Below are 13,947 nucleotides of genomic sequence, written 5' to 3' on the forward strand. Positions count from 1 at the left end.
CACAGGGTTTTTGCAGTGTTCTTTAGATTGCGTTGTGGGTTTTCAGCCAGCCCAGGCCAGCTTCAGTGGTGGTCAGCGGCTTGTATTCGCAACCCACCCAACCCTGATAACCGATGCGATCGAGGTGTTCGAACAGGAAGCGGTAGTTGATTTCACCGGTGCCTGGTTCGTTACGGCCCGGGTTGTCCGCGAGCTGCACATGGTTGATCTCGCCCAGGTGCGATTGCAGGGTGCGGGCCAGATCGCCTTCCATGATTTGCATGTGATAGATGTCGTATTGCAGGAACAGATTGGCGCTGCCGACCTGCTCGCGAATCGACAGGGCTTGCGCCGTGTTGTTCAAGTAGAAACCCGGGATGTCACGGGTGTTGATCGCTTCCATCACCAGTTTGATGCCCGCTGCCTGCAGCTTGTCGGCGGCGTATTTGAGGTTGGTGACGAAGGTCTTTTCTACCGTGGCATCGTCAACGCCTTGTGGACGAATACCGGCCAGGCAGTTGATCTGGGTGTTGCCCAGCACTTGCGCGTAGGCAATCGCCAGATCGACACCGGCGCGGAACTCTTCAACCCGATCCGGCAGACACGCGATACCGCGCTCGCCCTTGGCCCAGTCACCGGCCGGCAGGTTGAACAGCACTTGGGTCAGACCGTTGGCGTCGAGCTTGGCCTTGATTTCGGCAGAGCTGAAGTCGTACGGGAACAGATACTCGACACCGCTGAAGCCAGCCTTGGCGGCGGCGTCGAAACGGGCAAGGAAATCCTGTTCGGTGAACAGCATGGACAGGTTGGCTGCGAAACGCGGCATGGTGGTCTCCCGTTCTAGATTCTCGTTCCCACGCTCTGCGTGGGAATGCCTCAATGGACGCTCTGCGTCCGCTTTGGGACGCAGAGCGTCCTGGGCTGCATTCCCACGCAGAGCGTGGGAACGATCAGCGGTCAGCAATCAATCAAGCAGCGAAATCGCCGTTGGCGCATCGTTGCCGACCAGCGCCAGGTCTTCGAATTCGTTGACGGCGTTGATCTCGGTACCCATGGAGATGTTGGTCACACGCTCCAGAATGATCTCGACGATCACCGGCACCTTGAACTCTTCGATCATCTGTTCGGCCTTGCGCAGGGCAGGGGCGATTTCCGAGGGTTCGAACACACGCAGCGCTTTACAGCCGAGGCCTTCAGCCACTGCAACGTGGTCAACACCGTAACCGTTGAGTTCTGGCGCGTTCAGGTTATCGAAGGACAGCTGCACGCAGTAGTCCATTTCGAACCCGCGCTGCGCCTGACGGATCAGACCCAGGTACGAGTTGTTCACCACGACGTGGATGTACGGCAGTTTGAACTGAGCGCCGACCGCCAGTTCTTCGATCATGAACTGGAAGTCATAGTCCCCCGACAGGGCCACGACTTTGCGGTTCGGATCGGCCTTCACCACGCCCAGCGCTGCCGGAATGGTCCAGCCCAACGGGCCGGCCTGGCCACAGTTGATCCAGTGACGCGGCTTGTAGACGTGCAGGAACTGCGCGCCGGCAATCTGCGACAGACCAATGGTGCTGACGTAGCAGGTGTCCTTGCCGAACACCTGGTTCATTTCTTCGTAAACGCGCTGTGGTTTCACCGGCACGTTGTCGAAGTGAGTCTTGCGATGCAGGCTGGCTTTGCGCTGCTGGCAGTCTTGCAGCCAGGCACTGCGGTTTTTCAGCTTGCCGGCGGCTTGCCATTCACGCGCGACTTCGATGAACACGGTCAGTGCAGCAGCGGCGTCGGAAACGATGCCCAGATCCGGCGTGAACACACGACCGATCTGCGTGCCTTCGATGTCGACGTGAATGAACTTGCGGCCTTCGGTGTAAACGTCAACCGAACCGGTGTGGCGGTTAGCCCAACGGTTACCGATCCCCAACACCACGTCGGATTTCAGCATGGTCGCGTTGCCGTAACGGTGCGACGTCTGCAGACCGACCATGCCAACCATCAGCGGGTGATCGTCCGGGATGGTGCCCCAGCCCATCAGGGTCGGGATTACCGGGATGCCGGTCAGCTCAGCGAATTCAACCAGCAGATCGCTGGCGTCGGCGTTGATGATGCCGCCGCCTGCTACCAACAGTGGACGCTCAGCCTGATCGAGCAGCGCCAAAGCCTTCTCGACCTGAATGCGGGTAGCGGTCGGTTTGGCCAATGGCAGCGGCTGGTAAGCGTCGATGTCGAATTCGATTTCGGCCATCTGCACGTCGAACGGCAGGTCGATCAGCACTGGGCCTGGACGGCCGGAGCGCATTTCAAAAAACGCTTTCTGGAACGCGTAAGGCACCTGGCCTGGTTCCAGAACAGTGGTCGCCCACTTGGTGACTGGCTTGACGATGCTGGTGATGTCGACAGCCTGGAAGTCCTCCTTGTGCATACGGGCGCGGGGTGCCTGGCCGGTAATGCAGAGGATTGGAATCGAGTCGGCCGAGGCGCTGTAGAGCCCGGTGACCATGTCGGTACCGGCAGGGCCGGAAGTGCCGATGCACACGCCGATGTTGCCGGCTTTAGTGCGGGTGTAGCCCTCGGCCATGTGCGAGGCGCCTTCGACGTGGCGAGCAAGGACGTGATCGATGCCACCGACTTTCTGCAAGGCGGAGTACAGCGGGTTGATGGCAGCGCCCGGGATGCCAAAAGCGGTATCAACCCCTTCACGGCGCATCACCAGAACGGCGGCTTCGATTGCTCTCATTTTGCTCATGGTTTTGTGCCTCTTTACGTTTTGTAATTGTATACAAGTGGCTTTGCGCAGAGTGTATTCACGGCGGACGGCGCAGGTCAATCCATTTTCTCAAGCGCCTGTTTCATTCGTCGGAAGCCTTTATGACTGTGGCTTTTCGTCGCATGTGGCGCTTTTCGAGAATTATTGTATACAAAAAAATAATTCATTGTGTTCTATTTGTTGCATCGGACTGCGGCACAAAACCGCAGGCCCACGACTTTCCCTATAACAAAATGAGGACGGCACCATGAGCGCTTTAACCTTGAAAGTCGCAGTCAAACTGGTCAACGAGGCCATCAACGCAGGGCGCGGCATCAACGCCGCACCCCTGACCATCGCAGTACTCGACACCGGCGGCCACCTGGTGACCCTGCAACGCGAAGACGGCGCCAGCCTGCTCCGCCCGAACATCGCCATCGGCAAAGCCTGGGGCGCCATCGCGCTGGGCAAAGGCTCACGCCTGCTGGCACTCGACGCGCAACAACGCCCGGCGTTTATTGCCGCGCTGAACAGCATGGGCCAGGGCAGCGTCGTGCCGGCACCGGGTGGTGTGTTGATTCGGGATCAGGCGGGGAATGTGCTGGGCGCGATCGGCATTAGCGGCGATCTGTCGGATATTGATGAGCAGGTGGCGATTAAAGCGGTGGAGGCGTTGGAGTTGCGGGCGGATGCGGGGGTGGCTGCTTGATTTTGTAGCGTCTGAACTGAAGTCTTCGCGAGCAAGCTCGCTCCCACAGGTTTGTGTTCTGACACATAAAGTGTGAACACCTCAAATCCCCTGTGGGAGCGAGCTTGCTCGCGAAGGCGGTTCAACGGACACATCTGGCTAACAGTCTTGACGCTTCCTCCCCGTGTGCACATCTAACCTTTCAAGTCATCTCTTGAAAGGGGCAAAGGAATGCCGAAACGGTCCGCTTCACATCGCTTGCGCTTTGGTCGTTATGACGAGCTCAACCGAATTTATCTGCTGACTGCCAATACGCTACATCGCGAACCTGTTTTCCACGATTTTGCGTTGGGCAGGTTGGTCGTTGACCAATTTCGAAACGCCCAAGAGCAGGGCTTTGCCGATTCTTTGGCGTGGGTAGTTATGCCTGACCACTTTCATTGGTTGATCGATTTGAAGCGAGGTTCCTTGAGTGACCTGATGCAACGGACCAAATCCTTGAGCGCGAGGGCAGTGAATCTGGCCGCGAATAGAGAAGGCAGTCTGTGGCAGCAGGGGTTTCACGATCGGGCACTGCGCAGAGAGGAGGATCTGGTGAAAATAGCGCGATATGTCGTGGCCAACCCATTGCGAGCAGGCTTAGTGCAGAAATTTGGCGATTATCCACTGTGGGATGCGATTTGGGTCTGACAGTCAAATCGAGTCGCTCCATTCGCGAGCAAGCTCGCTCCCACAGGGGATTTGTGAACGCCACAGATCCAATGTGGGAGCGAGCTTGCTCGCGAAGCAGTCACCGCGGTCTATCAGTCCGGCTCACACCCTTTCAGCACCAACCGGATAATCGTCTGCGCCGCCGCTTCATAATCTGCCTCGTCCAGCTTGTCCTTGCCGGTCACCGCAGAAATCTGCCAGTCGAAGTCGGCGTACGTCTGGGTCGCGGCCCAGATGCTGAACATCAGGTGATTAGGGTCGATCGGGGCGATCTGGCCGCGGTCGATCCAGCTCTGGATGCAGTCGATGTTGTGCTTGGCCTGGCCGTTGAGTTGCTCGACCAGGTCGGCGCTCAGGTGCGGCGCGCCGTGCATGATTTCGCTGGCGAACACTTTCGAGGCGAACGGCAGATCGCGGGAGATGCGGATCTTCGAGCGGATGTAACCGCTCAGCACTTCGCTCGGCACGCCGTCCGGATTGAACGGCGTCGAAGCCTGCAAAATCGGCACGATGATGCTTTCCAATACCTCGCGATAGAGGTTTTCCTTGGACTTGAAGTAGTAGTAGACATTGGGCTTGGGCAATCCCGCCTTGGCGGCGATGTCGCTGGTTTTGGTCGCAGCGAAGCCCTTGTCGGCAAACTCCTCACTGGCGGCACGCAGGATCAGTTCTTTGTTGCGCTCGCGGATTGTGCTCATAAACCCGGTGGTTCCTTGCCTGTTCTGGCGGTTGCGCATGGTAGCACCGGCCTCGCGCGGCGCTCAAGAATGCCCCGCGTGGTCGATGGTCGCGTTATGCTTCGCAACATTCATACATAAAAGGAAACAGGATTCATGGCAGGAAGCAGTTTGCTGGTGCTGGTCGACGATATTGCCACGGTGCTGGATGACGTGGCGTTGATGAGCAAAATGGCCGCCAAGAAGACCGCCGGCGTACTCGGCGACGATCTGGCGCTCAACGCCCAGCAGGTCTCCGGCGTGCGTGCCGAGCGGGAAATTCCCGTGGTCTGGGCCGTGGCCAAAGGCTCGTTCGTCAATAAACTGATCCTGGTGCCGTCGGCGCTGGCGATCAGTGCGTTCGTGCCATGGCTGGTCACGCCGTTGTTGATGGTCGGTGGTGCGTACCTGTGCTTCGAGGGCTTCGAGAAGCTCGCGCACAAGTTTCTGCACAGCGAAGCTGAAGATGAAGCCGGGCATGCGCAACTGACTGAGGCTGTGGCTGATCCGGCGACGGATCTGGTGGCGTACGAGAAAGACAAGATCAAAGGTGCGATTCGCACTGACTTTATTCTGTCGGCAGAGATTATCGCGATCACCTTGGGCACCGTGGCTACTGCTTCGCTGACTCAGCAAGTGATCGTGATGTCGGGCATTGCCATCGTCATGACGGTTGGCGTTTACGGCTTGGTGGCGGGCATCGTCAAGCTCGACGATCTCGGTTTGTGGCTGACCCAGAAGCCTGGGCAGTTCGCGAAGAAAATCGGCAGCGCCATCCTCAGCGCCGCGCCGTACATGATGAAAACCTTGTCGGTGGTCGGTACGGCAGCGATGTTCCTGGTCGGCGGCGGCATCCTCACCCATGGCGTGCCGGTCGTGCATGACTGGATTGAAGGCGTTGGCGCAGCGGCGGGGAGTGCCGGGTTTGTGGTGCCGATGTTGCTCAATGGTGTCGCGGGGATTATTGCCGGTGCGGTGGTGTTGGCGGTGGTTTCTGTCGTCGGCAAAATCTGGAAAGTCGTGAAGGGCTAACCAGCGACACAAAACAAATGTGGGAGCGAGCTTGCTCGCGAAAGCGGAGTATCAGTCGACTTAAATGTTGACTGGACTACCGCATTCGCGAGCAAGCTCGCTCCCACAGTGTTTTGTGGCAGCCGTTTTTACTCGGCGATCTGCAACTTGCGTGCTTCGGTGTACACGTAGCGCACTTTCTCGTACTCGAACGGCGAGTTCATCTGACCGTAGCGGAAGCTGGTCTGATAACGCTTGTCGACTGCACGCAACGCCCAGATTTCCGGGTGGTTGGAGCTGACTTCCGAGACGTTGAGGAAGTTGATCGCCGATTCGGCGGTGTAATCCACGGCCAGACCTGCGGTGTCACGGATGTTCGACGGGCCGAAGATCGGCAGCACGAAGTAGGCACCCCCCGGCACACCATAGAAGCCCAACGTCTGACCGAAGTCTTCGCTCTGACGCGGCAGGCCCATGGCGGTGGCCGGATCCCACAGGCCGGCGATGCCGATGGTGGTGTTGAGCAGCAGGCGCGCGGTGGTTTCCATCGAGCGCTGGCCTTTGAACTGCAACAGGCTGTTGACCAGGTTCGGCACGTCACCGAGGTTATTGAAGAAGTTGCTTACCCCGGTGCGCACGAAGCTTGGCGTGATGTAACGGTAGCCATCGACCACCGGCAGGAACACCCATTGGTCGAAGCGATAGTTGAAGTGGTAAACCCGGCGGTTCCACGATTCCAGCGGGTCGTAGACGTTCAGCGCGTTGAGCGTCGAACGCTCGAATTCGCGTTGATCCAGCCCCGGGTTGAATTTGAGTTTGGACAGCGGCTCTTTGAAGCCGTCGCTGTCGACGACCACCGGCGCGTTGGCTTTACTGTTGTCGGCCTGGGCCACGCCTGCGCAGAGGAGCGCTGCCATCAGCAGGAGATATTTAGCCACGGAAGAACTCCAGCATGGCGTCGCTGTTGACGCGGTAGTTAAGGTTGCCGCAATGGCCGCCCAGTGGATAAACGGTCAGACGATCACCGAAGGTCTTGCGCAGGAACCCGAGGTCGCCCGGGCCGAGGATCACGTCATCGGCGTTGTGCATCACGGCGATTTTCGGGCTGTCGTGCAGGTAATCCTTGAGCGCATACAGGCTGACCTGATCGATCAGTTGCAGCAGGCTGCCGCCGTCGGTGCGCGCGCGCCACATCGGGATCACCTGATCGGTCAGGTAGCAGTCGAAGTCGCATTGCAGTGCACGCTTGAGGAACGGCGTGAGGCTGGTGCCTTCGGTGATCGGAAATTTCGGCGGGGTGATCAGGCCGCGACGGTTGATCAGATCGGAGGTGAAGGCAATGTCGGCCGCCGAGAAGCGGAACGAGGTGCCGATCAGCATCGCCATCTGTTCGTTGGTCAGGTGCTGCTTGGACTGCTGGAAGTCATAGAGCAGCGCATCGTTGAGGTCGATGTAGCCTTTCTGCTGGAAGTAGCGGGTCAACTTGCTCAGCACCAACTCATAGAAGGTGGTGCTGTTGTTGATGCCTTTGACTTCGGTTTGTACCAACTTGTCGAGGTTGGTGACCGAGGTGTAGAGGTTGACCGGCGGATTGAGCAGCAGGACTTTCTTGAAGTTGAAGCTGCGGCGCGTCTCGTCCAGATGCGCGACGAATGCGGCATCAAGGGCGCCGAGGCTGTAGCCGGTCAGGTAGTACTCGGTGACTGGCAGCTTGGGGTTCTGCGCGCGTACGGCCTGCATCACCCGGTACATGTCTTCGGCGTCTTCTTTGGTCACACCCGGGGTGGCGAAACGCGAAGCAGCGCTGATGAAGTCGAAACTGGTCGGCGACGACAATTGCACGACGTGGTAGCCGGCCTTGTAGTAGAGCTTCTTCAGGTATTCGTTGAGCGTGCTGTCATAACGCGCGCCGGTGCCGGCGATCAGGAAGATCAGCGGTGCGGGCTTGTCCTGGGTGGCGATGCGGTAGGTGAGCTTTTTCACCGCCCAGAAGTTGTCCGGCAGGATGAACTCTCGTTCCGGACGCAACGTCAGGCTGCGGTCCGACTGATTGATGTCGTCGTCCAGCGGCAATTCCGGGCGCAAGTCTGGCGGAGTCGTGGCGATGGTCGCCTCGAACGGGTTGGTCAGGGGGTAGCCATAACTGGCGGCGTCGATATCCACCGCCAGTGCGGACGCACTCAGAATAAGGCCGCTGAACAGCGCGGCGAAGCGCAAGGAACGGAGCATGACTAGATCCCTTAGAGGAAGGTGCCGAATGAAGTTCGCAGGCTATGACCACCGGGTTTGCGCCAAAGTGCCATGCTGCGGCACCAAACAGGCAGAATTCGGAGTAATAGTAGCTGGACGATACACTTTGCACGCCCTGAATGAACAGTTAACAGTTGTTAGTTCTTGCACACGGCTGGCGGCAGATTAAGCTGGCCGCCGATTTCCGAAGATTGGAGTGTTTCATGTCCCGCCGCTTGCCCGTGATTCTGCTGCTCGTTCTGTTGCCGTTATGGCTGGCCGCCAGCTATGGCGCGCGCTATGGCTTTATGGAGGACGGAAAATGGGTGGGCATCTGTGTTGATGAGGCCAGCCGTTGGGAATGCCAGGTGCGTTCCAACCTTGGGCTGATGATTCACTTCAAGGTATTGGGCTGGACGGCACTGGGCGCGGCGCTGATAGGTTTCGTCTTGCCCGGGCGGGCAGGGTGGTGGCTGGCGGTGTTGGCGCTGGTGGCCGGATTGCCGGCGCTGGCGTTGTACAACACCACGTTGGCGGTGTTTGCGTTGGTGATTGCGGGGTTGCGACTGGTCCGCGAGTCCCGCAGCGCCTGATAGTCAGCTATCGCGAGCAGGCTCACTCCTACAATGGGAACGCATTCCAAACTGTAGGAGTGAGCCTGCTCGCGATTGGGGCATTTCAGCCGATGAAGCTTAGGTCTTGCGAACCCGCAGGCAGCGCCAAAGAGCAGCCACCATCAAAGCGCTCACCAACGCCCAACCCCACGCCTGCTGATTCTGCAAACCTTCCTGATACAACTGCGGCGCAATCCCTGCACCGACAATAAACGTCAGCAACGCAATCTCGCGACGCGGCACGCTGACCGGCCGGCACAGATAAACCAGCGCCGGCAGCACAAACGCCATGCTCGCAAAGCTGCGATAACGCGGATCGAAGACCATCTCCAGCATCATCACTGCCGCGGCAAAACCTGCTGCCGCGACCAGCCACCCAGCGCGACGCTCCAGCCGATTGAACACTCGTTCACGCCAGCCGGTACGCGAGCTCAACGTCAGCGCAGCGTGCGCCAACACCAATAGATTCAACGCCGTCAGCAAGCCGACCCACAACCATTCGCTGGCAAACCGCGTGGTCACCCGCGCCAGATCACCCCAAGCGCCAATCGAGCAAGCGGCGAGGGCGCCCAGCAGCGGCAAGACCAAAGCCGAGCGCGTCGTGCGAACGGCACCGCCGAGCATCAGCGTGCCAAGAAAAATCAAACCACCGACCGCCAGCCATTCCTTCCAGTAAGGCATGTTGGTCACTGGTCCGGCCAGCACACCCTTGTCCTGGCGATCGGCGTCAAACAAGCCCCAATACCCACCGACCGCGCCTTCGCTGCCGCGCTTCCACGGCTGGTCAAACGCTTCAATCAGGTTGTAATGCCAGCCTTCTTTCTCGGCCATCGCGACAAAACCACGAATGAACTTGGCCTCGTTGACCCGACTCGGCAGGGCAGTCTCACGCTGGCGGCCTTCGCTCGGCCAGCCGGTCTCACCGATCATCACGTCTTTCGGCGCAAATTTATTGCCGAACACCTGACGCACTTCCGCGACATGTTGCAGGGCAACGTCAATGTTCGACGGATCATCCTCCCAGTACGGCAGCAAGTGGATGGTCAGGAAGTCCACCGCTGGCGCGATTTCCGGATGCTTGAGCCAGAACTCCCAGACATCGGCATACGTGACCGGTTGCTTGACCTGGCTCTTGACCTTGTTGATCAGCTTCGCCAGTTGCGCACCGGTAACTTCCTTGCGCAGCAAGGCTTCGTTACCGACGATCACTGCACTGACTACGTCCGGGTTGGTGTTGGCCGATTTGATCAGCAGGTCGACTTCTTTCTCGGTGTCCACCGGGTTGCTGTTGACCCAGGCGCCGATCATCAATTTCAGACCATGTTTGCGCGCCAGATCCGGCAGCGCCTCAAGGCCCGTCATCGAATAGGTACGAATGCACTCAAAGCGTGTCGCCAGCAACGCAAGGTCAGCGTCCATGCGTTCCGGGCGCAGCTTGAACGGCACGTCGAATGGCGACTGGTCTTTATCGAACGGCGTGTAGGAGGCGCATTGCAATTTGTGCGTCGGGGTCGCGGCGTCCGGCAGGATTACCGGTTGGCCGAGGCCGTACCAGAAGCCGCCGAGGGCAAACAGCCCGAGCAGGCAGGCGAAGAGATAAGGCAGAAAGGGGAAGCGGGAAGTCGCGGACATGGTCAGGCCGAGTGGCTGCAAAGCGAGGCATGTTACCTGCATTTATAGAGGGGTTGGTGACCTGCATGATTTGCACATGCAAAGTTCGGGCGGATTAATTGGCGTCATTTATATAGCCGCGATTAATGGCCTTCTGATGTCGTTTCTCGTTGCCTTGAGGTCGCTGACAGAGCAGGTCGCCTGCGGCGTCAGGTTGATGATCAAGGCATCAGTACTCCGCTGATGTTCGAGTTGGTTTGCGGTCAGGCGTGATGGGGGCGCTGTGCACCATAACAATACGTTGACGATGCCCGGCATCCGTCGGGCGCAGCATTTCGGGGAAGTAACGATGAAGATGCGACGACTTTTAGGCGCAGGTGCCGCTCTGGTGCTTGCGATGAGTTCCACTTTCGCCAGCGCAGAAAAACAGACCCTGAACATCGGTTACGTTGACGGCTGGTCCGACAGCGTCGCGACCACCCACGTGGCGGCCGAAGTGATCAAACAGAAACTTGGCTACGACGTGAAACTGCAAGCCGTCGCCACCGGGATCATGTGGCAGGGTGTTGCCACCGGCAAGCTCGACGCCATGCTCTCGGCCTGGCTGCCCGTGACCCACGGCGAATACTGGACGAAGAACAAGGATCTGGTCGTCGATTACGGCCCGAACTTCAAGGACGCGAAAATCGGCCTGATCGTGCCGGAGTATGTGAAAGCCAAGTCGATCGAAGACCTGAAAACCGACGACACCTTCAAGAATCGCATCGTCGGCATCGACGCCGGTTCAGGCGTGATGCTCAAGACCGATCAGGCGATCAAGGATTATGGTCTCGACAAGTACTCGCTCAAGGCCAGTTCCGGCGCTGGCATGATTGCCGAGCTGACCCGTGCCGAGAAGAAAAACGAATCGATCGCCGTCACCGGTTGGGTGCCGCACTGGATGTTCGCCAAGTGGAAACTGCGCTTCCTCGACGACCCGAAAGGCGTGTATGGCGCGGCTGAAACCGTGAACAGCATCGGCAGCAAAGAACTGGCGACCAAAGCGCCGGAAGTGGCCAAGTTCCTGAAAAACTTCCAGTGGGCGTCGAAAGACGAAATCGGCGAAGTCATGCTGGCGATTCAGGACGGTGCCAAGCCTGACGCAGCGGCGAAGGATTGGGTCGCCAAGCACCCGGATCGCGTGGCTGACTGGACTAAATAAAAGCCTCACCGCCTAACCCTGTGGGGGCGAGCTTGCTCGCGAAAGCGGTCTATCAGTCGACTGATGTGTTGACTGATACGACGCCTTCGCGAGCAAGCTCGCTCCCACAGTCGTTTTGCGTGTACCGGAAATTGGCAAAAGTGTCATGGCGTTCTACTACTAAGGTCGTCTGTTACCGCTCCCGCAGCCGCATACATTAGCTATGTTCCAATAATAATCTGTGCTGCGAGGATAAAAACAATGAACGACAGCATTTACCTCTCGATTCAAAACAGTCCCCGATTCAAGGAGCTGGTTCAGAAAAGGGAACGATTCGCCTGGATTCTCTCGGCAATCATGCTTGGGCTGTACTCCGCATTCATCCTGCTGATCGCGTACGGGCCGCAAGTGCTCGGGGCGAAACTCAGTCCTGAATCTTCGATTACCTGGGGTATTCCGATCGGTGTCGGCCTGATTATCTCGGCCTTCGTCCTGACCGGTATTTACGTGCGCCGCGCCAATGGCGAGTTTGACGACCTGAACAATGCGATTCTCAAGGAGGCTCAGCAATGATCCGGCGTCTACTGGCTCTTCTGAGCATCTCGGCGTTCGCGCCTGCCGTCTGGGCCGCTGACGCCCTGACTGGCGAAGTTCACAAGCAACCGCTCAACGTCGCTGCGATCGCCATGTTCGTAGTGTTCGTTGGCGCCACCCTGTGCATCACGTACTGGGCGTCCAAACGTAACAAGTCGGCTGCCGACTACTATGCGGCGGGCGGCAAGATCACCGGTTTCCAGAACGGTCTGGCGATTGCCGGTGACTACATGTCGGCGGCGTCCTTCCTGGGGATTTCCGCGCTGGTGTTCACTTCCGGCTACGATGGCCTGATCTACTCGATCGGCTTCCTGGTGGGCTGGCCGATCATTCTGTTCCTGATCGCCGAGCGACTGCGCAACCTGGGTAAATACACCTTTGCCGACGTGGCGTCCTACCGCCTCGGGCAAACCCAGATCCGCACCCTGTCGGCCTGCGGTTCGTTGGTGGTGGTGGCGTTCTACCTGATCGCGCAAATGGTCGGTGCCGGCAAGCTGATTCAGCTGTTGTTCGGCCTCGACTACTACGTGGCGGTGATTCTGGTCGGTATCCTGATGTGCATGTACGTGCTGTTCGGCGGCATGCTGGCGACCACTTGGGTGCAGATCATCAAGGCTGTGTTGTTGCTGTCCGGTGCCTCGTTCATGGCGCTGATGGTGATGAAACACGTCAACTTCGACTTCAACATGCTGTTCTCGGAAGCGATCAAGGTTCACCCGAAAGGTGAGGCGATCATGAGCCCGGGCGGTCTGGTGAAAGATCCGATTTCGGCGTTCTCCCTCGGTCTGGCGCTGATGTTCGGTACTGCGGGCCTGCCGCACATTCTCATGCGCTTCTTCACCGTGAGTGACGCCAAAGAAGCCCGTAAGAGTGTGTTGTACGCGACTGGCTTCATTGGTTACTTCTACATCCTGACCTTCATTATCGGCTTTGGCGCGATCCTGCTGGTCAGCACCAATCCGGCCTTCAAAGATGCAGCGGGCGCTCTGCTCGGCGGTAACAACATGGCGGCGGTGCACCTGGCTGACGCGGTGGGCGGCAGTATTTTCCTTGGCTTTATCTCGGCGGTAGCGTTTGCGACCATTCTGGCGGTAGTGGCGGGGCTGACGCTGGCCGGTGCTTCGGCGGTGTCGCATGACCTGTATGCCAGCGTGATCAAAAAGGGCAAGGCTAACGACAAGGATGAGATTCGCGTTTCGAAGATCACCACGGTTGCGCTGGGTATTCTGGCTATTGGCTTGGGTATCTTGTTCGAAAGCCAGAACATTGCGTTCATGGTTGGCTTGGCGTTCTCGATTGCGGCGAGCTGTAACTTCCCGGTGTTGTTGCTTTCGATGTACTGGAAGAAGCTGACGACTCGTGGCGCGATGATTGGCGGCTGGTTGGGGTTGATCAGTGCGGTGGGGCTGATGATTCTTGGCCCGACCATTTGGGTGCAGATTCTGCATCATGAGAAGGCGATTTTCCCTTATGAGTATCCGGCGCTGTTTTCGATGATCATTGCCTTTGTCGGGATCTGGTTCTTCTCGATTACTGATAAGTCGGCGGCGGCGGACAAAGAACGTGCGCTGTTCTTCCCGCAGTTTGTGCGTTCGCAGACTGGGTTGGGGGCGAGTGGGGCGGTTTCTCACTGATGGTTTGATGGTGTTGTAATGTTGTGCTGAATGCCCCGGTTGAGAGATCGGGGCATTTTTTGTGGGCGGTAATCGGACTTGGGGGTGTTTTTTGATTGGGGGTATATCCGTTGCTGCGGTAACGGCGGCTTAGGGTTTCGCCCTGACGGCGACTCACTTTTTTTCAAACGCCAAAAAAAGTAAGCAAAAAACGCTTGCTCCTACGTGCGGCCCGCTCGCTGGGGCTCGGGGTTCCTTCGC

General features: G+C 58.3%; 13 protein-coding genes. 7 read left to right on the top strand and 6 right to left on the bottom strand.

Annotation, left to right across the window (positions count from 1 at the left end; genetic code table 11):
* Positions 1–22: 22 nt before the first annotated feature.
* Both hyi and gcl read right to left on the bottom strand, forming a co-directional pair.
* Complete coding sequence (gene hyi / locus ACWR1S_RS25565; protein ID WP_454565430.1) at positions 23–805, bottom strand: hydroxypyruvate isomerase; 783 nt, start codon at positions 803–805, stop codon at positions 23–25.
* 138 nt (positions 806–943) lie between these two features.
* Entirely contained in the window at positions 944–2,719 is a 1,776-nt protein-coding gene (gene gcl, locus ACWR1S_RS25570; protein WP_053118459.1) for a glyoxylate carboligase, read from the bottom strand.
* Positions 2,720–2,987: 268 nt separating this feature from the next.
* Between gcl and ACWR1S_RS25575 the strand changes: the two genes are divergently transcribed.
* Together ACWR1S_RS25575 and ACWR1S_RS25580 are read left to right on the top strand one after the other, a co-directional pair.
* Entirely contained in the window at positions 2,988–3,428 is a 441-nt protein-coding gene (locus ACWR1S_RS25575) for a GlcG/HbpS family heme-binding protein (protein ID WP_454565431.1), read from the top strand.
* Positions 3,429–3,638: 210 nt separating this feature from the next.
* Positions 3,639–4,097 (top strand): REP-associated tyrosine transposase, encoded by a 459-nt coding sequence (locus ACWR1S_RS25580; protein ID WP_454565432.1) that lies wholly within the window; start codon positions 3,639–3,641, stop codon positions 4,095–4,097.
* 113 nt (positions 4,098–4,210) lie between these two features.
* Here ACWR1S_RS25580 and ACWR1S_RS25585 read toward each other — a convergent pair whose 3' ends face one another.
* A complete protein-coding gene (locus ACWR1S_RS25585) occupies positions 4,211–4,816 on the bottom strand; it encodes a TetR/AcrR family transcriptional regulator (RefSeq protein WP_007919931.1) in 606 nt (201 codons plus the stop codon).
* 135 nt (positions 4,817–4,951) lie between these two features.
* On the opposite strand from ACWR1S_RS25585, the gene ACWR1S_RS25590 reads away from it, so the two are divergent.
* Positions 4,952–5,866: a DUF808 domain-containing protein gene (locus ACWR1S_RS25590; RefSeq protein ID WP_454565433.1), complete on the top strand. Its 915-nt coding sequence runs from the start codon at positions 4,952–4,954 to the stop codon at positions 5,864–5,866.
* A 128-nt stretch (positions 5,867–5,994) separates the two neighbouring features.
* Here the strand turns inward: ACWR1S_RS25590 and ACWR1S_RS25595 are convergent, their stop codons facing one another.
* Both ACWR1S_RS25595 and ACWR1S_RS25600 read right to left on the bottom strand, forming a co-directional pair.
* A complete protein-coding gene (locus ACWR1S_RS25595) occupies positions 5,995–6,783 on the bottom strand; it encodes an MlaA family lipoprotein (RefSeq protein WP_108226817.1) in 789 nt (262 codons plus the stop codon).
* A complete protein-coding gene (locus tag ACWR1S_RS25600) occupies positions 6,776–8,074 on the bottom strand; it encodes a hypothetical protein (protein WP_064117369.1) in 1,299 nt (432 codons plus the stop codon). Before ACWR1S_RS25600 ends, ACWR1S_RS25595 begins: the two co-directional genes overlap by 8 nt.
* Before the next feature lie 224 nt (positions 8,075–8,298).
* Here ACWR1S_RS25600 and ACWR1S_RS25605 point away from each other — a divergent pair, with 224 nt between their 5' ends.
* Positions 8,299–8,667: a hypothetical protein gene (locus tag ACWR1S_RS25605; RefSeq protein ID WP_454565434.1), complete on the top strand. Its 369-nt coding sequence runs from the start codon at positions 8,299–8,301 to the stop codon at positions 8,665–8,667.
* Positions 8,668–8,766: 99 nt separating this feature from the next.
* Here the strand turns inward: ACWR1S_RS25605 and ACWR1S_RS25610 are convergent, their stop codons facing one another.
* On the bottom strand, positions 8,767–10,362 hold the full coding sequence (locus tag ACWR1S_RS25610; protein ID WP_454565435.1) for a glycoside hydrolase family 17 protein: 1,596 nt from the start codon (positions 10,360–10,362) through the stop codon (positions 8,767–8,769).
* 286 nt (positions 10,363–10,648) lie between these two features.
* Between ACWR1S_RS25610 and ACWR1S_RS25615 the strand changes: the two genes are divergently transcribed.
* The 3 genes from ACWR1S_RS25615 (at position 10,649) to ACWR1S_RS25625 (ending at position 13,707) form a co-directional block, all read left to right on the top strand.
* Complete coding sequence (locus ACWR1S_RS25615) at positions 10,649–11,500, top strand: glycine betaine ABC transporter substrate-binding protein (RefSeq protein WP_105709413.1); 852 nt, start codon at positions 10,649–10,651, stop codon at positions 11,498–11,500.
* A gap of 240 nt (positions 11,501–11,740) precedes the next feature.
* Complete coding sequence (locus ACWR1S_RS25620; RefSeq protein WP_034151547.1) at positions 11,741–12,052, top strand: DUF485 domain-containing protein; 312 nt, start codon at positions 11,741–11,743, stop codon at positions 12,050–12,052.
* Positions 12,049–13,707 (top strand): cation acetate symporter, encoded by a 1,659-nt coding sequence (locus ACWR1S_RS25625; protein ID WP_454565436.1) that lies wholly within the window; start codon positions 12,049–12,051, stop codon positions 13,705–13,707. Before ACWR1S_RS25620 ends, ACWR1S_RS25625 begins: the two co-directional genes overlap by 4 nt.
* Positions 13,708–13,947: the final 240 nt, after the last annotated feature.

This window comes from Pseudomonas sp. AIG (assembly GCF_977020205.1).